Genomic DNA, 21,546 nt, shown 5'->3' on the forward strand with positions numbered 1-21,546 from the left:
TTTATTGTGCGAAGTTTGAGTCAATAATATTCGATGCATTATGCATGGATATTTCATAAATTATCAGTAAATTATGGAATTACTGACATGATTCGTATATTACAAAACAGGCAAAATCATATTTGGTAAAGGATTGTGATTCGTCAGTGGCTTGGAATATCCTTGTCAAATAACATGCGAAATATACAATCTGAATGCAAGACATTACATTCAGAAAAAAATGGAAAAGAAAAGAGACCCCAATGAGTCTCTTTTTCGCTGCACACTCTATACCAATAACCATAGATATTAAAACTTCAGTAACCTGGGAGATCGAAGAATCAATATCCCTGACCATTGAATTCTTCAATAACCTTGGTCATTGAAAACATCAATAACCCTGGTCATCGATTATCCAACTGCTGTTTTCACTTTGCCTGATCAGGATCCACTGATAATCCGTGTATGTCGAATTGGGGTTCAATACTGGGTTCTTTCCGGATCCATCCACGTGAAACTCTGAGAGCAGGATGATGACATTCTTTGGGTCTACTCCATTCACAGAACCTCTGCCGTTTTGCATATAGCCCTTTATCAGCCATTCTGACTTTTCCTCGTCATAGGTTAATTTTGTCAGTTTGGCAGAAGGGAAATGGAACTCTGTCTGCACCAGATCAATTGCTTCTGCAATCTCCTCTTCTGAAAACTTGACTGACTTTCCGGTTTCGATCGTGATTTCAGATAACCTGAAGATTGCTCCCTTTTCAACAAATGATTCAGCCAACTTTCCGCTTTCAAATATCAGATCGTTCCCATCGATCCTGAACCTGTAGGTCTCTTCAGCGCTGACTGAAAGGATCAGCATACCTTTCTCTATGGTGTAGGTACCAATTGGAAGATAGGATGTGGCGAGATTCCGGTTGAATACGAATTTGCCATCCTCCTCCAAGATAACCCACGCCCATTCTGCAAGTTCAGTTCCCTGCATCACATATTTTCCGGTCTTAAGTTCCTTATCGGAGCATCCCAGTGCGAACACCAGTGAAAAAGCCGCAAGCAGAGCGATTATTCTGGATTTCATATACTGTCATCAACTCCAATACCTGAAAATAATGATGTTATAAGCACACATATTGGCCATGGCAGGTACTTTTACAGTACCCTGTAATGCGGCACAATGTCCTCATACGTGCCATCCTTCATGAGGAAGCCCTGGGGGACGATGCCAAGCCTTACGAAACCAAGCTTTTCATAGAGGTGAAGTGCATTTTCGTTGGTCCTGACCACAGCATTGAACTGCATGATCCTGAAGCCCAGTTCCTTTGCTTTGCCGAGGGAATGAACCACAAGTCTTTCTCCTATGTGGTGACCGCGCATTCCTTTCTTCACAGCATAGCTGGTATTTGAGATGTGTCCGCACCTTCCTATGTTGTTCGGATGGAGTATGTAGAGTCCTGCAATGCTCTTGCTGTCCTTGTCATAGGCTAGTCCGGTGAACGACTGCTGTGAGAAGAATGCATCCCCTGACTCTTCAGTAAGCAGGTCCATCTGCGGAAAGGCGATGCCATCCTCCACAATGTCATTCCAGATGCTGATCGCCTCTCTTATGTGTTCTTGGTCGTAAGCCCTGATTTCCAAATCCATGCCTTATCGGCCTCCTATGTTCGTAATGCTGCACTCTTCAAATAAAACATTTGTATTATAATTTACCGGATAAATGCCATTTATCCGGTAAATTATCACTGGAATCCTGTTTTCTTCTTAACTGGCCTCTCAGTCCTCCAGTATCTCACCCTTTGAGGAAATGGTGACTACCTGCCATGGTATCATCTTCCCGCTGTTGCGCATGGCAGTGGTTACTGCACTTGTGAGGCCGCCGCAGCATGGAACCTCCATGCGGACTATGGTTATGCTCTTTATGTTGTTCTCACCTATTATCGAAGTAAGCTTTTCTGAATAATCAACGTTATCGAGCTTGGGGCATCCAATGAGCGTCACTCTCTTCTTTATGAACCTGTCGTGGAAATCGCCGAAGGCGAATGCGCTGCAGTCAGCTGCAATCAGCAGGTTCGCCCCATCATAGAATGGGGCCTTGACTGGAACGAGCTTTATCTTCACCGGCCACTGTGATAGCTGTGACTCACCGCTTGAATGGACAGGCTCTGGTGTTTTTGCTGGTTTTCTGGCAATCGGTTCTGCCCCGAACGTCATCATCTGGGGCTGGGCATTCTTCTTTGCCATATTGGCCTGTACAGCTTCTTCATCATAAGCAGCGGCCTCACGCTCAACGAAGGTTATGGCATTTTCAGGACATGCCGGAAGGCAGTCTCCCAGGCCGTCGCAATAGTCGTCCCTCATTAGCTGGGCTTTTCCGTCAACGAGCCCTATGGCACCTTCATGGCATGCTGTAACGCATATGCCGCAGCCGTTGCATTTTTCCCTGTCTATGCTGATCACCCTTCTTATCATCTGTTGGTCCTCCTTTATGTTTCTTGTCTACATGTGACATGAATTTTATGAAACGTTTAACTTTCCTTTGACCTTCTTCTCCAAACAGCCCTGGCTATTATGTATAGTATGGCGAATACCATGATTGGAGGAAGGACCAGCGTGAGCATGAAGATCAGTCCATAGCTTCTTGCGAGCCATCCGTTGAACTTGTCCGATAGAGTTACCTTCTCTGACTTGTATACTGTAAATACAAGGTCCTTGTCAGGAAGTGCCTCATATGATGCCTTGTAGTTACGGTCAGCTGTCTTCTCGAATCCCAGGGTGCTTTCAAGAAGATAGGGTTCTGTCTCCGAAGTCCTTATCTCCATATTCAGGTCTTTGAAGCCGTTCCAGAGGGAAGCAGGGCTTAACAGGTAGCTGAATGTGTACTTGGGGGTTGTGGTCTCCCTTTTGTCCATGGTTCCCGTGGAAAGATAGGAGACTGAGACTTCCCTTGCGGAGTCCTTCAAGAAATCCACAGAGTATATGAACAGGATGTACCTGTCTGTGTAAAGGGCGTTTGTCAGGTCGTCGATGCTTGCGAAGCCATCGTTGTTCTGGATGGCCCTGTCGACCTCCCTCGCCATGACGTTCCAGTACTGCGTTGAATCATCGGTTATTTTCCTCCCGAGAAGATGCTCCCCCTCCTTAAGGAGGAAGTCCTTTATGTTGACTTCTTCCTCAGATATCTCATAGGTGAAGCCGTCATTCTTCTCCTTTTCGGTTGCGTCGATGTAGCCTTCGACTGTTACATCAAGTTTGTCTCCCATGACAAGGAATTCGATCGTGTCCGTACTGTCGATCCAGGACTTCAGCTCCATCCTGTCGCCTTCCCTTGAGTATCCGTTGAAGTCAAGGGCGAGTATATCAGTATCCTTGCCTTTAAGGTCCAATGGCACTGAAATCATGAGGGATGATGATCCGGTCTTTTTGACATCAATGCTCACAAGGGTAGCCTTCTCATCAGCACCAAAGCTTACAGGCTCATAGTCGGTCTTTGAAACAGTCGAGAGTATGGTTGAGAAAGGCTGAGGATCCTTTTTTTCTGAATCCGAAAATGTGCCGTAGCCTACAGCAGGTTCTCCGAAAAAGAGCGAGAAAGGGACCTCATTTCCATCAGCTGTAATCCTCACTTCACCCTCATGAAGGCTCTGGAGGCTGCCGATGTATGGAAAGGCCATTGTCGATGTTGTTTCCTTACCCGCAGACATGGTATAGGCTGCTGTGATCCTGCAAAGTGGGCTGTATCCGCCTTTGAGGCCTTCACTCAGGTCAAAGAGCAGCTTCTCGGAATCCACCTTGATGTCAGTATCCTCATCAACTGACATTATGACAGCTGAAGGATAGCCTTCCCAGTAGACAGGGGCGGAGTTTGCCCTGACAGTCGAAAACGGGGTGAGAAGCATTGCTGCTGCTAAAGCGATGGCAAGAACTTTCTTCATCAAATGACCTCCTTGATGTCTTATATTCTTCCTGCAGATATATCTGGATCCATACTGTTACCTCAGCCTGACCTTCATTATCGGAGTCTTTCCGGCCTCGGCATCCATGCCAGGATATGCGGATAAGGTGCGGATAGAATCAGGGTCAGTTATAAGTACCGGTGAAATAAGGGACAGCCCGGTGCTTGATATCGCATCAGGGTCATATCTGATTATGGGGGTCCCTTTTGCCACCTTTGATACCTCCTGTACAAGCACCTCGAAGCCTTCCCCGTTCATGATCAGGGTATCTAGACCTATATGCACCGTTATCTCAAGCTTCTCGGGTGTCTTCATGGAGAATGAATGGCCTCCCTGGAATATCAGGGTAATCTCCCCGTCAGCAGGCGCAACTGCCAAATTTCCCGTGGGGACCACTGCAATGCCGTCTCCTGCCATCCTTTGTGAGAATACCTCATCAGGAACCTCTGAAAGGTCAATTGTCCTTCCTGTAATTGGTGATGCTATCTCAATATATCTGGCGAATAATCCGAACAATGGATCAGCTCCTCAAAAAGCATTAGCTGCATGATACAGCCATCAAAAACATTCTATATCATTTGAACATAAAATGAAATGCACCTGATCGGGTGCAAAGGTGAATTTGCCCTGAAAATCACCATTTCTGACCGTATATTTGTTATGATATAGGAGATGATTCCTGTTTGTAACAAAATATGATGAAGCGCAACATAGAATTAAGATAAAGACAGATTCGGAGGAAATATGAGAAGAAACAGAAATTTGTTCGCACCTGAGAGAAGAGGCGGAACCGGACGCATAGTGAGGACAGTGGCGGCAGTGGTCATACTTGGCACTGCGATAGGACTTGGAGTATACTTCCTGTTCGGGAAGGGCTTCTTCACTTCAAACAAGCCGGTCATTGTTGACAATACCCAGCCGACCGTTACGGAGACCGTACCTGTAGTATCACCAGAGGACCTTGTCAGGAACGGGAACCATATCGTCAAGGCTGATGAATATGCTTATTCGACCAAGGACGTGAGGGACTGGATGACAGGAAAGGTCCCATACAGCGGTGACAAGCTGGTCTTCCTCACCTTCGATGACGGACCGAATCCTGAGAGCACAGGCAAGATACTTGACGTGCTTAAGGATGAGGGGGTTCCAGGTACATTCTTCGTTATCGGAACCAATGTGGAGAAACCGGGTTCAGGTGAAGTAATAAACAGGATACTCGAGGAAGGGAGCTCAGTGGCGCTCCACACATACAGCCATGTGTACGAGAAGCTTTATCCGAAAAACACCGGAGATGCGCAATACATACAATCAGAGATGTTTAAGCTCATAGATGCCATTAGGACAGCAACAGGCAAGTCGGAATTCGACAGCAGGGTGCTGAGGTATCCTGGCGGACACATGTCATGGAAGGGAATGGACAAGGTGGACGAGGTGATCGGGGGCATGGGTATAGAGTATATTGACTGGAATGCCATAAACGGTGATTCCGAGCCCACATCGAGAAGGCCAAAGGATGCTCAGGCAATGGCAGACTATGTGATGAGCTCACTGAACTACACAAAGATCAAGTCTGTTGTCGTTGTGCTCATGCACGATGCCACCAACAAGCCGCTTACACCGGAGTCGCTGCCGATAATAATAGAGAAGTTCAAGGAACAGGGATACAAGTTCGGAATCCTAAAATAGAATGGATGTGATTTTGTGAAGATACTTATATGCGAGGATGAGTCGAGCATAAGGGCTTTTTTGAAGATAAACTTCGAAAGGAACGGATTCTCGGTTGTTGAGGCAGGCTCAGGCGAAGAGGCACTGAGGCTTGCTGAGCTCGAGAGGCCGAAGGTAGTGGTTCTGGATGTCATGCTACCTGGCATAGACGGATTCGAGGTCTGCAGAAGGCTCAGGGACAGGCACCCGGAAATCGGTATAATCATGCTGACAGCAAAGGGTATGGACATGGACAAGATCACCGGACTTGAACGGGGAGCTGACGACTATGTCGTAAAGCCCTTCAACCCTACAGAATTCATCCTCAGGACCAAGGCGCTGATAAGGAGACTTGAGGAAGGCAAGACAGTAAAGAAGGACGAATACAAGGTCGAAAGCCAGGGCTTCGTAATGGACAAGTATTCACAGACCATAATGAAGGACAATGTGGTACTGGACCTTACTCCCAAGGAATATGCGCTGATGAGCATCTTCCTTGAAAATCCGAGAAAGGCCTTTTCAAGGGATGAGCTGCTTAACCTTGTGTGGGGCTACGACTTCATAGGTGACCCGAAGATAGTAGACGTAAACATCAGAAGGCTAAGGGCAAAGGTGGAGGACAATCCGTCTGAGCCATCATTCATAGAGACCGTATGGGGCACAGGCTACAGGTGGTCAAGATAGCTTAGGAAACCAGAGGGATTCTCCTGGTTTCCTTTTGGCATAAGGAAGAAATCGGCGGAAGAGGTGCAGAATTGGGAAGGTACAACAGCCTGAAGTACAGGATGGCAAGGAACTACATAATCATAATATTCATATCGGTGTTCGTCACCGAATTTGCCACCATGCTCCTTCTTCAGGAATATTTCTACAACAACATAAGGACTACCCTTGAGAACCAGCTGAGGATATCAGCGGACTTCTATGAAAGGTACTTCTCCGACCAGAGCCTTGAGGACAACGTCTACGGTGATGTGGACGCATTCTGGAAGCAGACGGACGCAGAGGTCCAGATAATAAACCTTGATTCTGTCGTAATCCTGGATTCTCAGGGAACGAGGCCGAAGGGTCCGAGGGAAGAGAAGGACATAGCCGCAGCACTCTCAGGAGGGACGGACTATCTCATATTCAGCAAGGAAGGAACGGGACAGAAGGTAATGGCGGTCTCATACCCGCTCAAAGACGGGAATGGAATAGTCGGAGCCCTTAGGTTCATAACATCAATGAGGGATGTGGACAGGACACTGAGGGTAATCGCACTTAACTTCTCACTTTTCGCCATAGGCGTAGTTTTAATAACCGCAGTCATAAGCCAGTTCCTGTCTAAGAAGATAATAAAACCGATAGAGGAGCTCACTGCAACAGCAGAGGAGATATCCTCCGGTAATTATAACGTGGTCAGCAGGAAATACAACGATGATGAGGTCGGAAAGCTATCGGATACCTTCAACTACATGACAAGGGAGATCAAAAAGAAGGATGCACTGAAGAATGACTTCATATCCTCCGTATCCCATGAGCTGAGGACTCCCCTCACTGCAATAAAGGGCTGGGCGATAACACTTAAGGACGAGAGCACAGACAGGGAGCTTCTGTCAGACGGCCTTGACATAATATCGAATGAGACGGACAGGCTGAAGAACATGGTTGAGGAGCTCCTGGACTTCTCGAAGTTCGTATCAGGGAAGATAACCCTTGACCTTGAGAAGGTGGACATAACAAGGCTCTTCGACTTCATATGGAAGAACATGGAGGACAGGGCAAACAGGGAAGGCAAGAAATTCACAGTGAACAGGAAGGACAACATGGGATTCATAACAGCTGACGCCAACAGGCTGAAGCAGGTGTTCATTAACCTCATAGACAATGCCTTCAAGTTCACAGGCCCGGGTGGAGAGATAACGGTGTCCATGGAAAAGTCTGACAGGCACATAGATTTCATAGTTGCCGACAACGGCATTGGGATAGGGGCTGAGGATATCGACAAGGTGAAGGAAAAGTTCTTCAAGGGAAAGACCTCAAATTCATCAAACGGAATAGGACTTTCAATCTGTGATGAGATTGCGAAGCTCCATGGCGGTGAGCTTGTGATAAATAGCGAACTGGGAACGGGAACCGAGATAAGGCTGAGAATCCCCACAAAGGGAGTGGTGGCATATGAAAAGAACAATTAGAATAATCACTATAGCGGCCTGTACCCTCATGCTCTTCGGCTGCTCCCTTGGCATCTCCGGAAATGAGAGGGTGGTGCATGCCCCTGAACCAGCGAAGATTGAGATAGAAGGAAGCTACAGCTACCTGTCAGTGGTTCCGCTGGAAGGTACAGCTGAAATAAACGAAGCTGACTACAGGAACCTGACTGCCTACTTCGATACCACGGAGGCAAGGGTAGGAAGTGAAACCGTTAAGCTTCCTGAATACAAGGTGAAGCTTGTCAAGGTGTTCGATTTCCTGCTCAACAGGTACAGGCTGAACCCATCAAGGCTCAACCTCAAGGACGGGGAGATGGAGGTATACGACATAAGCACCGAGAACAAGTCATTCTATCAGGTGTTCAGCCTTGAGAAGGACATGATAGGGATCATACAGGGAAAGAACTTCATCAAGCTTGTGAGGAGCGGGGATGCCGCTCCGACGAACCAAAAGTCTACAGGAGCCGCTCCGGAAATGGGACTGGCATTTGATTCATCAAGCAAGGTCATCTCATACCAGCCTAAGGCAGGAGTCCTCATCGGGCTCAGGTCAGCGCGGACAGAGGATGAAGGCTCATCCTACAGGACTTTGTGGATATACAGCACCGGTGAGTACCAGAACGCTTATGAGGTAGAGGGCATACTATTCCCGAGAAGGGAGTTCATGCTCCTTTCAGTCGCAAGGTACAAGGATGACGACAAGGTATTTGAGTCACTTCTCATAAAACCGGCGGGCAGGCAGGTGATAACTGAAAATGATCTGGGAACGCTGGCAATAACGGCTGAGAGATACATAGACGTAGGCTTCGTCGGAAATGACTATATAGGGATCTCCCAGGGTACAGGCATTACAGGCCGTGACAATAGCCTTCCCTATCAGAAGATACTGGCAGTTGACAATTATGCGGAGTACAAGGGTGTCAACATAACTGAGATCGCAGGGGAGGAAGGCATGGAAGCCCTTATACGCTCGTATGAGAGCGAAAGCATAAGGGATAGCTCGCTGCAGGCTCTGGGCGGAAGCATCGGAAACCTGGCTGAAAGCCTGGCCATGGTAAGGAAGAACGGTCACTGGGTCCTTACTGCAAGGCTGAATTCGGCGAAGGAGCCCGCAAAGGACTATGCAGACATTGCAGTGTCACTTATTCCCCCTGCAAAGCTCATTACATACGATGAGCTGCAGGTATCATGGAGCCGTATCAAGGAAATGGTACCGGAAGCCAAGGATGTAATCAGTGCTCCGGGAAATGCGTTCGTTATCGTAAGGACGCCAAGATATCTAATCATGTTCCTGTATGACGAGTACATGAACCTCTCAGCGAAGCCGGTAATGACCATTGCAGTGGATGAGGATGAGGAGATGATCATGGCTGAGTGGGCAAGGGGAGATTTCGTTGACAGGTGGACTGAGACAGCATCCTCAGCGGGTGTCAAGTTACAGCCAGAGGTAAGTGTCAAAGACAATTGAAAAAAGGCTTAAATATTGATGAATGCGATTGAAGAACTGCATTAGATGCTATACTTGAATAAGAGACCGCATGACAGGCGGAAATATAAAAATATCGGATTTGGTGGTAGTATATGAGTCCCGTTAAGCATTTGTTCATAGTAAACCCGGCTGCCGGAAACGGAATAGCACTGAGGATGGCAAGGACCATCGGCAAGCTCTTCAGGGAGCTTAAGCAGAAGTACAAGGATATTGACTACGAGATAGTCTTCACGAGATACGAAGGCCATGCGACCGAAATCGCCAGGGACTTTTCGTCAACAGGCGACTACCGAATTTACGCCGTCGGCGGAGACGGTACACTTAACGAGGTCCTTAATGGTATGGTCGGGACAGGCTCAACGCTTGCCTGCATCCCCGGAGGATCCGGGAATGACTTCATAAAGTCAGTGGTCAAGAAGTTCGACAGGAGGAGGATCCTCCTCGACACGATCCTCGGGACTGAAAAGGAAGTCGACCTGGGAATGGCTGACGACAGGTATTTCCTTAACATCGCATCCCTGGGCTTTGACGCCAATGTGGTTAAGAATGCGGAAAAATACAAGACAGGTCCGATTGTCCCGAACAAGGTCTCGTATCTTCTCAGCGTAATTTCCACGGCAATGGACATCAAGCCTGAGAAGGTCAGGATAATCGCAGACGATGAGGTGTTTGACGAGGAAGTGTTCATGGTCGCAGTGGCAAATGGAAAGTACTACGGCGGGGGCATAAAGATAGCGCCCCTTGCTGAAATCGACGACGGGCTGCTCGAAGTGCTCATCGTTACCGACATTGACAGGGCCAAGGTAATGAAGTTCCTGCCGAAGGCAATAGCCGGCAAGCACATGGGACTTGAGGAGCTTCAGTACAGAAGGTGCAAAAGAGTCGAAATCATTGCTGAGGAGCCTGTATACATCAATGTTGACGGGGAGCTCGCTGCAAGGAAGCAGGTCGTTTTCTCCATCGCCGACAAGAAGGTAAAGATGGTATTCCCCAGGGAATCCGAAGAATAGGCTAAGCGGAATGTATTTAATAGTATAGTATTTCAACAGTTATACAATGTATCGTTATTTAAGAGTCGAAGTAATTGATAGCACCTCCTTTGAAACAATAAGAAGTATGAAAGCTCGGAAGTTGCAACAAGGCAATTTTTGGGCTTTTTTTTTACATGTTTTTGTGAGTAAAAACTGCCTTTAATCAACTTGAATCAAGGTTTCCTGCTACTAACAAAATGCCAACCACCACCGGGTTTTCCTAACAAGAGTTTTGGCTCAAGCTTATGTATTTTTGATGATAGTTAAATGTATTTGTCTATGCTTTTGATTCAACAATGAATTTTTGGCTTGTGTGAATACCTACATGTTGTGGGATCATAAATGACATTGTTGTTGAGTTGGAGCAAATATGATAACATAGGCGTACAAATCGGAATCCAGCCTTGTATATTTAGTTGAATTTTACGATTCCACTGTAAGCGCATATGGAGATAAAAAAGTATTTTCACTTGGTTACTTACTATTACTAATCCGCTGAAATAATCTGGATGCCTTAAGTTGTTGCCTGAAGTTATACAATTGGTAAGCTCACAGCTTTTATTTCGAGGGAGGGTCAGACAGTATGTACTTATTCCAGCTGATTACGGAGACTTCTCTTAAGTACAAGGATGCAAGGAAAACCATAGCAGAATTCATACTACAGGAAAAAAATGATTTGACGTATTATTCCATGAAGGAAATTGCTGACCTTACTTTTACTTCCAAGCCAACACTGGTGCGATTTGCGAAAGCATTGGGATTTTCCGGATGGCGGGAGTTCATGGTAGCATTTTTGGATGAACTGCATCAACAGGAAAGCCATTATGCAGGCATTGATTCCAACCTTCCGTTTAAAGAGGATGATTCCACTTCTGATATTATCAGGAAAATAAGCGAACTGGAGATTGAGAGTATACATGAAACTACTGACCTAATGGAGGTACCTACATTAGAGCTGGCAGTTAAGCGGTTGCTTTCAGCAAACCGGATCGCATTGTTTGGAATCAGCCCCAATACATTAGTGGGGGAGCTGTTCAGGCGGAAAATGCAGTCAATTGGAAAGATAGTCAATATCCCGATGATTGATGAAGGCGGTACATTTTCTCACTCACTAGGTCCGAATGATTGTGCTATCATATTATCATATTCGGGTAATAATGAATCACGGGAGCCTATGTCTTTTATCAGGATTTTGAAAGAGAATGAGGTCCCTCTTATTGGTATCACAAGCGGTGGGAAAAATTATATCAGGGAAAATATAGATTGTGTGTTTACCATATCGTCACGAGAACGACTTTATAGCAAAATTTCCAATTTTTCAACAGAAGTATCAGTTTTGAGCATATTCAACATTATTTTTTCACTGTTGTTTTGCGAAAACTATCAAAAGAATCTGGAATACAAGATAAAAGCATCTAGAAAGCTTGAGTATAGAAGAAATGCTGACTTGAATGAAATGAGAGAGGATTCATCGGAGAATAAACCTGTTGAAAAGCCGGTAAAAAAACTGTAGGAAGAAAAAGGCAGTACTAATTCGCTTCAAGTATGACTTAAGATTTGAGATGCCAACTAAAGTGAAGAAGCCTGTATTTATTGGGTCAGCCAATAAAGCAGGCTTCTTTTATTGCCATGAAACGTGATTTCATCTATTGTCTTTTAAACGTATTCTTATGTGAAATAACTCGTAACAAATCCCATCGACTTACAATTTGTAAAAATGCTATGATTCTGTTGTGGATTATCAAGCCAACCTAAAAAGTTCAAGAATATTTTTGCGCAGATAGTCCCATACAGAAGAACACAGGAACGTACCGGTGCACATGTACGTAAGTGTTATAGCCCGAATACCAAGACAAGCCAGTCATAATACATGCTGTAGATACTCAAGAGGAGGATTACTTGTGAGCAAAAAATATGAAGGATTAGCAAAAGGGATAGTTGATAAAATTGGTGGAATAGAGAATATTGAATCAATGCATCACTGTCAGACACGCATAAGATTCAAACTTCATGATGACATTAAAGCAGATCAGGAAGCACTATCTCAAATGGAAGGTGTACCCAAGGTTTTCATAAAAGGAGGCATGCTTCAGGTTGTGATAGGTATGCATGTTGCCGAGGTTTACGAGGAAGTTGAGAAAATAGTTGGGCCAAAAGAAAATCAGTCAGAGAATGCTGAAAGAATCCATTCAGAGGGAAAAGAAAAGAAAAAAGCCTTTGATGTTCTGGCTGACTTTGTTTCCAGCATATTCTCACCTATAGTACCTGCTCTTGCCGGAGCCGGTATGGTGAAGGCACTGCTTGCTCTTCTGGTGGTTTTCAAGCTTGTACAAACAACAGACCAGAGCTACGTAATAATAAATATGATTGGGGATGCGACCTTTGCCTTTTTACCTATGCTTCTTGCATTTACAACCGCACAAAAACTTAAAACCAATCCTTTCCTTGCGACTGTCGTAGCTGGAATTATGTGTCATGCCACATGGGGTGGCTTGGTTGCGGCAAAAGTTCCGGTGAATCTATTTGGTATTATTCCGTTATTTCTTGTTCGCTATACCGGGTCGGTTATCCCAATAGTACTGGTTGTACTCGTTCAGGCTCCGATTGAAAGGTTTCTGAATAGGGTTGTACCGAAAGCTATACGACTGGTCATTGTACCAATGGTTCTCTTCCTGATTATGGGTGTTCTCGCATTGTCGATAATTGGACCTCTTGGAGACTATGTTGGAAACATTATGACAGTTATATTTACCTGGTTGAGTATTAACGTTAGCTGGGCACCACCATTGTTCATGGGCGGTTTGTATTCACTGCTAGTTATATTCGGCTTGCATCACGGCCTTGCACCGCTTGGTACCATGCAGCTCGCTCAAATGGGTTACGATGCTATCTTCGGGCCTGGTGTGCTCGTAGCAAATATCGGCCAAGGTACTGCGTCATTGGTAGTAGGACTGCTTTCTAAGGACAGCAAGACAAAGCAGATAGGCACTTCTGCAGGTATTACAGGTTTGATGGGAATTACTGAACCAGCTTTATACGGGCTTAATGTCCCGAAGAAGTACCCATTGATTGCAGGTTTGGTTGGAGGTGCATTTGGTGGATTGTTCGCAGGCGTTACCCAAACCCATCGCTTTGCTACAGGTTCATCAGGCCTTCCTGCAGCAGTAATGTATATTGGTGACAATACTATGAGGTATTTCTATCAGATTTTAATTGCAATCGCCATAACCATTTCTGTGAGTGCAATTCTTACCTTTGTCCTATTTAAGAGGTTTGAAAAGGATACGGAACTAAATGCTCCTGCTGCAACAGAATTACTACAGGATGTTTAACCTTTGAGTTATACCATATCTTGAATGTATTTGAACCAATTGATAAGGCAATCATGAAGTCCACAATATTGGTAACTTATTATTGGAATTGAGAACAAGTGTCTAGTTTTATGAGGTAGGTTCATTTTTCATACACATACCAATTTCATTTCGAACGATGATGGGGAAGGATCAGATGTAACGGTGAAGATTATGCGATACTCTTATTCGATTGAAGTATTGAGCAATCATGTTATCGGAACATCTGATACTTTAGCATCAAAGTGTGGGATAGTCTGACGTTGAATTGAATATATGAACTGACCGATATTGAATAGAGTCAAAGCAATAATTGATGAAAATGAAGAGAGAAAAAAACTAGTCTTTATACCAATAAAGACAGATTGAAAATATAACGAAGAAGAAAAGGAGACTTACAATGCATAGATCATTTCCCGAAGGCTTCCTATGGGGCGGTGCTATTGCAGCAAACCAATGTGAAGGGGGATGGAATAAAGGTGGAAAGGGGATTTCCGTAAGCGATGTCGCTCGATTTAAGGACCCTGAGACAATGAAGGACCTGAATGATGTTCACAGTTTTTGCGATATCACTGATGAGGAAATAAGGCAAGCACTCGATTGTATAGATGATAACCAATACCCCAAGCGACATGGCATCGATTTTTATAACCGCTATAAAGAAGATATCGCCTTGCTGGCAGGTATGGGATTCAAGGTTTTCAGGTTGTCAATAGCCTGGAGCCGTATTTATCCAAATGGGGATGATGCAATTCCAAATGAAGAAGGGCTGCAATTCTATGATGCCGTATTTGATGAGTGCCTAAAATATGGAATTGAACCTCTGGTGACCATGAGTCATTACGAACCACCATTGCAGTTCTGCATGAAGTACAATGGCTGGTATGACCGTCGTTCAATAGAGTTTTTCACTCGCTATGTTAACACTATTACTAAGAGGTATGCAAAGAAGGTTAAGTATTGGTTGACATTCAATGAGATTGACTCAATACTTCGCCACCCATTCATGACAGGTGGACTGATTGAGAGCCGATTCGCACCAGACAAGTTTGAAGAAGTGGAATACCAGGCAATGCACCATCAGTTCGTAGCAAGTGCGTTAGCGACGAAAATATGCCATGAAAATATTCCGGACAGCATGGTAGGCTGCATGTTGACCAAGCGAACAATATATCCATACAGCTGCAGGCCAGTTGACATTCTGAAGACACAGCAGGAAATGCGCTCAATTTTTGCATTTTCAGACACTCAGGTCAGGGGTGAGTACCCTGCATATCTCCTGAGCATGTACAAAAACAAGGGCTTCGACCTGAAAATCGAACCAGAAGATATTGAGGTTATGAAGATGTATCCTGTGGATTTCGTTTCATTTTCGTATTATTCCTCCACTTGTGCTGCAAGCGACATTACTAATCTTGAAACAGGACTTGAGAACACAGCTAGAGGCGTTCTGAATCCTCACCTGAATCGCAATGACTGGGGCTGGGCAATTGATCCTATTGGCCTACGAGTATCCATGGTTGATCTGTATGACCGCTACTGCAAACCACTTTTCATAGTCGAAAATGGCTTGGGTGCAAGGGATATCGTTGAACCGGACGGCTCAATCCATGATGATTATCGCATTGATTATTTCAAGGCTCATTTCAAGTCCATGTATGATGCTATGACCGAAGACGGGGTTGAACTGCTTGGCTATACATCATGGGCACCGATTGATCTGATTTCGAATTCCACTAACCAAATGAGCAAGCGTTATGGCTTTGTATATGTTGATTTAGACGATAAAGGAAATGGAACTTACAAGCGTATAAGGAAGGACAGTTATGATTGGTATAAGGAAGTTATCTCTACCAATGGCGCCAGTATTTTGAACAAGGAGGAGTGAGATGGGTTTTTTTGATAAACTGAGGGGAAATAATAATAAAACCAAGATTAATAAACTGGATCCGGTAAAACTCGAGAAAAATACAGTTTATGCTCCTGTTGCTGGAGAACTTATTTCATTGGCGGACTTTCCCGATGAGACCTTTAGTGAAGGGATTTTGGGTCAGGGTTGCGGTATTCGTCCTAGTGAAGAATTAGTTAAGGCTCCATTCGATGGAGAGGTGGTTGCTCTTCTAAAGTCATACCACGCTTTGGGACTCCGCAGCAATAATGGCATTGAACTACTGATTCATGTAGGTGTGGATACTGTCACCATGGAAGGCAGGGGATTCACTCCATTCGTGAAAATTGGTGATAAAATTGCGATGGGACAGGATCTTTTAAGATTCAGCATGAGTGAAATTCATGCAGCTGGCTTTGATGCTTCAGTTGCAGTTGTTGTGACTAATTCTGATGCTTTCAAAACCATAGAAGCCAAAGAATCGTCTATGGTAGGCTTTGGTGAGCCTATACTAAAATTGGAGTAAGAAAATTGCAATAGTCAGGAAATAATGTCATTTATCCTATGCATATATACTGATGGTATGTATAGTTAGCAAATATTAGCATTTTGAGGCGGTAAACACTTTTTTTAACAGGTGACCGCTTTTTTTGCGTATTTTTTGGTCGATTTGGTTTTTGTTAACGATTTTGTGGTTAAATATATACATAAGACTATCGTGGAGGTAGGAAAAGTGAAGGTCAAGAAGAATGCAAACAAGGCTGGAAGGACAATAGGAAGAGCCTTGAGCGCAACGGTGGAGTTCACCGGCGACGCCATTGGGCTTGCAGCGCTCAGGATGGACAAGAAGGAGCTGGCTTACAAGGCCATTACAGGCTCAAGGACAGTTGGGGAGGAAGGCAGGAAATTCATAGAGACCACCTTCAATGCTGCAGGTGAGCTCCTGGAGGAAGCTGTTTCGGAAATCGACGTAGAGGACCTCAAGGAAAAGGTCGGCAAGGCAAAGGAGAGTGTGAGCCATATCACCATAGACATCAAAGATGCTATAATGGAGAAGGCAGGGGCATTATCAAGGACCGAGACGAGGATCTACGGAGATTCAAGCCATTTCTACGGCGAGAATGACAAGATCGAGCCTGAAGGCGAGGAAGAAGCCGGAGGCATAAGGTTTGAGCTCGGAAGGGATGACGACTGATCATTTGTTATCTATAAGCAATATAGATATCCCAAAACCAAGGAGGTAATGTAAATGGCACTGGTAACTTCAACCGAAATGTTCAAGAAGGCGTATGCAGGACAGTATGCGATAGGAGCCTTCAATGTCAACAACATGGAGATCATCCAGGGAATAGTTGATGCTGCGAAGCAGGAGAAGTCAGCTATAATACTCCAGGTATCCGCAGGTGCAAGGAAGTATGCGAATCCAATATACCTTAGGAAGCTTGTCGAGGCAGCTATCGAGGATTCAGGTCTGGACATTGTCCTTCACCTTGACCACGGCGACAGCGCAGAGATGTGCAAGAAGTGCGTTGATGACGGATTCACATCAGTCATGATCGACGCTTCACATCATTCATTCGAGGAAAACATCAGGATAACCAAGGAAGTCGTTGAATATGCCCACAGCAAGGGCGTGGTTGTAGAGGCAGAGCTTGGAAGGCTTGCAGGAGTCGAAGATGCGGTCAACGTAAGCAAGGAAGACGCATCCTATACAGACCCTGAACAGGCAGTGGAGTTCGTAAAGAGGACAGGGATCGACTCACTGGCAATTGCAATCGGAACAAGCCACGGAGCATACAAGTTCAAGGGAGAGCCGAAGCTGGACTTTGAAAGGCTGGAGGTCATATCAAACCTTCTTCCGAACTTCCCGCTCGTGCTCCATGGAGCATCGACAGTACTTCCTGAGTTCGTTGAGCTCTGCAACAAGTACGGCGGAAACATCCCAGGAGCACAGGGTGTACCTGAGCATATGCTGAGGCAGGCTTCAAAGCTTGGAGTATGCAAGATAAACATAGACACGGACCTTAGGCTTGCAATGACTGCAGCTATCAGAAGGCACCTTGTCGAGAACCCATCGGACTTCGACCCGAGAAAGTACCTCGGGCCGGCAAGGGATGCGATTCAGGGAATGGTTCAGCACAAGATCAAGAACGTTCTCGGATCAAGCAATTCAATGCTTTAAAAATGAGTCATAAAAAAAACTTCCGCTTTTGCGGAAGTTTTTTAGTTACTGGCTCTTCTTGTCCTTTTCGCTGTCCCTTGGCCTGTAGGTGGAATCCTTATACTCAACCGGCTTCTTTGCGATGAGGTAAATACCAGCCATTATCACGGCAAGTGATGTCAGGGAGCCTGCCGTAAGCCACACAGGAAGCTCACCTGTGTACCTGCTTATACCAAGGAGGACACCTATAAGTATGAGAGCGAGTGAGACGACAAGGATGCCCCTGTCCCTGGGCTTTGCCACATAGAACTGTAGAAGCGCGGCGCCTGTAACAGCGATCATTACAGGTCCTGTCATGCCTGGAATGATGTCGAGGAACTCCTTCAGCAGAAGGAACGTTCCCATGCCTGTCAGTATGCCTCCGGGGATCAGGACACCGGGGTCTCTGCCCTTCAGCCTGTCTCCTGCGAAGTAGTCAATCTCCATGAAGAGTCCCGGCAGAAGTATGAACAGCGGCCAGAGGTTCCTTACCCCGAAAAATCCATTGAGGAAAACTGAGTTGTAGAATGCCGCGCTTCCGACTATCACGAGGATCAATCCTATATAGTAATTCGACTTGTTTTTCATTTCATTACCCCCCTGATGCAATCGCATCCTTTCATGACTACATTCTATCAGTCCCGTTTTGAACAGGGTGGTTTTTAATTGAAATTTAACTGAAGTCATGAGTGTTTTGGATATCGCCGCTCCTGTAAAGCTTTTACATGTCCCTGCAGATGGATTACAATGGTATTAGCGAATATTTAAGAGGTGTATCATATGGTTGGCAATAAGGCTATTGAAAGATCCATGTCGATTAAGCTCTCAGGAGCCCTCCCGGAATACCCGGAATTTGTTGAAGGCATCAGGCGCGCCCCTGACAGGGGATACAGCCTGGATGATGCCGATACCAGACTTGCGCTGAAGAATGCGCTGAGGTACATACCTGAGGAGCACCATGAGAAGATGGCTGAAGAATTCCTTGATGAGCTCAGAAGCAGGGGGAGGATCTATGGCTACAGGTTCAGGCCGGAAGGCAGGATCCAGGGTAAGCCTGTGGAGGAATACAAGGGGAGATGCCTTGAAGGCAAAGCCATACAGGTGATGCTTGACAACAACCTTGATTTCGAGACCGCCCTCTATCCGTACGAACTTGTTACCTACGGGGAGACCGGACAGGTATGCCAGAACTGGATGCAGTATCTGTTGCTAAAGAAGTATCTGGAAGAGCTTGAGGAGGACATGACCCTTGTCATAGAGTCCGGTCACCCTCTGGGACTTTTCCCGAGCCACAGGCTTGCACCGAGGGTCATTATAACCAATTCCCTCATGGTGGGCATGTTTGACAACCAGAAGGACTGGCACCGTGCAATGCAGATAGGGGTTGCGAACTACGGCCAGATGACAGCAGGGGGACTCATGTACATAGGGCCGCAGGGGATAGTCCACGGCACGTTCAACACCATCCTCAACGCAGGCAGGCTGAAGCTCAAGGTTAATGGGGATGACCTGAAGGGAAGGCTTTTCGTGTCGTCAGGCCTCGGAGGTATGAGCGGAGCTCAGCCTAAGGCTAGTGACATCGCACGCTGCTGCTCAATAGTGGCTGAGGTGGACATGTCAAGGATTGAAACCAGACTGAAGCAGGGGTGGGTGAAGTCCCTGGCAAAGAGCCCTGAGGAGGCATTTGCAATCGCACTGGGTGCGGTAGCAGCCGGGAACGTGATTTCTGTTGCCTTCCATGGGAACATAGTGGACCTCCTCCAGTATGCCTCTGACAACTCAATCCATATAGACCTTCTGTCAGACCAGACCAGCTGCCACGCTGCATACGACGGGGGCTACTGCCCGCAGGGTATCAGCTTCGAAGAGAGGACAAGGCTGCTTAAGGAGGACAGGGAGACCTTCAGGGGAATGGTCGACAGGACCTTGAGGAAGCACTTCGAGCTGATAAGGACACTCTCTTCAAGGGGTACGTATTTCTTTGACTACGGGAACTCCTTCATGAAGGCTGTGTATGATGCAGGTGTCACTGAAATATCAAGGAACGGGCATGACGAGAAGGATGGGTTCATATTCCCTTCCTATGTGGAGGACATCATGGGTCCTGAGCTCTTTGACTACGGCTACGGCCCGTTCAGGTGGGTCTGCCTGTCAGGAAGGGATGAAGACCTTGAGAGGACCGACATGGCGGCAATGGACGCCATAGACCGCTTCAGGCGCCCCCAGGACATGGACAACTACATCTGGATACGGGATGCAAAGGAAAACAACATGGTTGTGGGCACCAAGGCCAGGATCCTTTACCAGGACGGAGAAGGAAGGCTTAAAATCGCCCTCAGGTTCAATGAGATGGTAAGGAACGGTGAGATCGGTCCCGTGATGCTTGGCCGTGACCATCACGATGTTTCGGGCACAGACTCGCCTTTCAGGGAGACCTCGAACATAAAGGACGGTTCCAACATAATGGCTGACATGGCTGTGCAGTGCTTTGCGGGAAATGCCGCAAGGGGGATGACCATGGTCGCACTCCACAATGGCGGAGGAGTAGGAATCGGGAAGGCGATTAACGGCGGATTCGGAATGGTGCTAGATGGCAGTGAAAGGGTGGACTCCATCCTGAAGGTCGCCATGCCCTGGGACGTATACGGAGGAGTTGCAAGAAGGTCATGGGCAAGGAACGAGAATGCAATTGCGACGAGCATAGGCTACAACCTTAAGGGCAAGGGTCATGTGACTGTGCCAAGGCTTGCCGATGATGAGCTGCTTGACAGGATACTGGGGGTAAGAGATGGACAGGATAGTTGAATGCGTACCGAACTACAGCACAGGCCGGGACCCTGAGCTCCTTGAGAGCATAGCCGGCTGCTTCAGGGGCAAGGAAGGAGTAAAGCTCCTTGACTACACAAGCGATGTCGACCACAACAGGTCGGTGGTGACCGTTGTAGGGGAGCCTGAAAAGATCAAAGGGGCGGTCATAGAATCAGTCAGGGTCGCACTCCTATCCATTGACATGAGGCAGCATACGGGCGCACACCCCAGGATGGGTGCGGTGGATGTCATCCCCTTCATCCCTATAAAGGGAGTAACAGTTGAAGAGGCTGTGGCACTGTCAAGGGAAGTGGGGCAGGCAGTTGGAGAAATGGGAATACCTGTGTACCTGTACGAGAAGAGTGCGACAAGTCCCGACAGGGAGAACCTGGCCAACATAAGGAAGGGACAGTTCGAGGGACTTAAGGAGAAGATGGCAAAAGAAGGCTGGGAGAGCGATTTCGGGCCGCAAAGCCCCCACGAGACCTTCGGTGCCGTTGTGATAGGTGCAAGGATGCCTCTTGTGGCATTCAATGTCAACCTGGGGACTGATGACCTGAAGGTCGCTGATGCCATTGCCAGGAAGGTAAGGCATATCGGCGGAGGACTGAGGTTCGTCAAAGCAATGGGTGTCAGCCTCAGTGAAAGGAAGCAGGTACAGGTCAGCATGAACCTCACTGATTTTTCGAGGACCTCGATATACAGCGCGCTGGAGAACGTGAGGTTCGAGGCAAGGAGATACGGGGTAAGCGTGGTAGGGACTGAGATTGTGGGCCTGGTGCCGCTGAAGGCTCTGTCTGACTCACTTGAATACTACATGGGACTTGAAAACTTCTCTACTGACCAGATCCTTGAAATGAGGCTGATGGAGTCAACTAACCCTCGACTGAAGTCGAAGGCATGAGGAGCAATCCATTGTGCCTGGTTGATTAGCCTGAGTGCTTCGGGCACT

The 21,546-nt window shown here is 46.5% G+C and carries 20 protein-coding genes; 14 read left to right on the forward strand and 6 right to left on the reverse strand.

The annotated features are described in order from the left end of the window. The first annotated feature begins 194 nt into the window (after positions 1–194). Complete coding sequence (locus T472_RS20145; RefSeq protein WP_207643981.1) at positions 195–365, forward strand: hypothetical protein; 171 nt, start codon at positions 195–197, stop codon at positions 363–365. Positions 366–370: 5 nt separating this feature from the next. Here T472_RS20145 and T472_RS19620 read toward each other — a convergent pair whose 3' ends face one another. The 5 genes from T472_RS19620 to T472_RS13955 form a co-directional block, all read right to left on the reverse strand. After that, complete coding sequence (locus T472_RS19620; protein ID WP_023385868.1) at positions 371–1,060, reverse strand: DUF4829 domain-containing protein; 690 nt, start codon at positions 1,058–1,060, stop codon at positions 371–373. A 71-nt stretch (positions 1,061–1,131) separates the two neighbouring features. Next, positions 1,132–1,623 carry a GNAT family N-acetyltransferase gene (locus T472_RS13940; protein WP_023385871.1) on the reverse strand — a complete coding sequence of 164 codons (492 nt, stop codon included), beginning with the start codon at positions 1,621–1,623 and terminating at the stop codon, positions 1,132–1,134. Between the two features lie 129 nt (positions 1,624–1,752). Further along, on the reverse strand, positions 1,753–2,448 hold the full coding sequence (locus T472_RS13945) for an ATP-binding protein (protein ID WP_023385873.1): 696 nt from the start codon (positions 2,446–2,448) through the stop codon (positions 1,753–1,755). 56 nt (positions 2,449–2,504) lie between these two features. Then, the gene (locus T472_RS13950; protein ID WP_023385875.1) at positions 2,505–3,911 is read right to left on the reverse strand and encodes a hypothetical protein; all 1,407 of its coding nucleotides are present in this window, start codon (positions 3,909–3,911) and stop codon (positions 2,505–2,507) included. A 57-nt stretch (positions 3,912–3,968) separates the two neighbouring features. After that, positions 3,969–4,448, reverse strand: coding sequence for a PTS sugar transporter subunit IIA (locus T472_RS13955; protein WP_023385878.1), 480 nt, complete (start codon positions 4,446–4,448; stop codon positions 3,969–3,971). Between the two features lie 228 nt (positions 4,449–4,676). Between T472_RS13955 and T472_RS13960 the strand changes: the two genes are divergently transcribed. From T472_RS13960 to fba, 11 genes are all read left to right on the forward strand, one after another. Next, entirely contained in the window at positions 4,677–5,618 is a 942-nt protein-coding gene (locus T472_RS13960; RefSeq protein WP_023385880.1) for a polysaccharide deacetylase family protein, read from the forward strand. Between the two features lie 15 nt (positions 5,619–5,633). Then, entirely contained in the window at positions 5,634–6,320 is a 687-nt protein-coding gene (locus T472_RS13965; protein WP_023385882.1) for a response regulator transcription factor, read from the forward strand. 71 nt (positions 6,321–6,391) lie between these two features. Then, complete coding sequence (locus tag T472_RS13970) at positions 6,392–7,810, forward strand: sensor histidine kinase (RefSeq protein WP_023385884.1); 1,419 nt, start codon at positions 6,392–6,394, stop codon at positions 7,808–7,810. Then, positions 7,794–9,296: a hypothetical protein gene (locus tag T472_RS13975; protein WP_023385887.1), complete on the forward strand. Its 1,503-nt coding sequence runs from the start codon at positions 7,794–7,796 to the stop codon at positions 9,294–9,296. Before T472_RS13970 ends, T472_RS13975 begins: the two co-directional genes overlap by 17 nt. 113 nt (positions 9,297–9,409) lie before the next feature. Beyond that, the gene (locus T472_RS13980; protein ID WP_023385889.1) at positions 9,410–10,327 is read left to right on the forward strand and encodes a diacylglycerol/lipid kinase family protein; all 918 of its coding nucleotides are present in this window, start codon (positions 9,410–9,412) and stop codon (positions 10,325–10,327) included. Positions 10,328–10,931: 604 nt separating this feature from the next. Continuing rightward, positions 10,932–11,861, forward strand: a complete 930-nt coding sequence (locus T472_RS13985; protein ID WP_023383851.1) for a MurR/RpiR family transcriptional regulator — start codon at positions 10,932–10,934, stop codon at positions 11,859–11,861. Between the two features lie 388 nt (positions 11,862–12,249). Beyond that, positions 12,250–13,680 carry a PTS transporter subunit EIIC gene (locus T472_RS13990; RefSeq protein WP_023383850.1) on the forward strand — a complete coding sequence of 477 codons (1,431 nt, stop codon included), beginning with the start codon at positions 12,250–12,252 and terminating at the stop codon, positions 13,678–13,680. A gap of 418 nt (positions 13,681–14,098) precedes the next feature. After that, a complete protein-coding gene (locus T472_RS13995; RefSeq protein WP_023383849.1) occupies positions 14,099–15,586 on the forward strand; it encodes a family 1 glycosylhydrolase in 1,488 nt (495 codons plus the stop codon). 1 nt (position 15,587) lies between these two features. Beyond that, entirely contained in the window at positions 15,588–16,112 is a 525-nt protein-coding gene (locus tag T472_RS14000; RefSeq protein WP_023383848.1) for a PTS sugar transporter subunit IIA, read from the forward strand. Positions 16,113–16,319: 207 nt separating this feature from the next. Next, entirely contained in the window at positions 16,320–16,781 is a 462-nt protein-coding gene (locus tag T472_RS14005) for a hypothetical protein (protein ID WP_023383847.1), read from the forward strand. Positions 16,782–16,835: 54 nt separating this feature from the next. Then, entirely contained in the window at positions 16,836–17,768 is a 933-nt protein-coding gene (fba, locus tag T472_RS14010) for a class II fructose-1,6-bisphosphate aldolase (protein ID WP_023383846.1), read from the forward strand. A gap of 45 nt (positions 17,769–17,813) precedes the next feature. On the opposite strand, the gene T472_RS14015 is transcribed toward fba, so the two are convergent. Then, positions 17,814–18,374, reverse strand: coding sequence for a hypothetical protein (locus T472_RS14015; protein WP_023383845.1), 561 nt, complete (start codon positions 18,372–18,374; stop codon positions 17,814–17,816). A gap of 192 nt (positions 18,375–18,566) precedes the next feature. On the opposite strand from T472_RS14015, the gene hutU reads away from it, so the two are divergent. Together hutU and ftcD are read left to right on the forward strand one after the other, a co-directional pair. Then, positions 18,567–20,591, forward strand: coding sequence for a urocanate hydratase (gene hutU / locus T472_RS14020; protein WP_023383844.1), 2,025 nt, complete (start codon positions 18,567–18,569; stop codon positions 20,589–20,591). Then, positions 20,575–21,498, forward strand: a complete 924-nt coding sequence (gene ftcD, locus T472_RS14025; RefSeq protein ID WP_023383843.1) for a glutamate formimidoyltransferase — start codon at positions 20,575–20,577, stop codon at positions 21,496–21,498. The genes hutU and ftcD overlap by 17 nt, the downstream gene beginning before the upstream one ends. The last annotated feature ends 48 nt before the right edge of the window (positions 21,499–21,546 follow it).

It is taken from the genome of Youngiibacter fragilis 232.1 (assembly GCF_000495435.3).
Lineage (GTDB): Bacteria > Bacillota > Clostridia > Clostridiales > Clostridiaceae > Youngiibacter > Youngiibacter fragilis.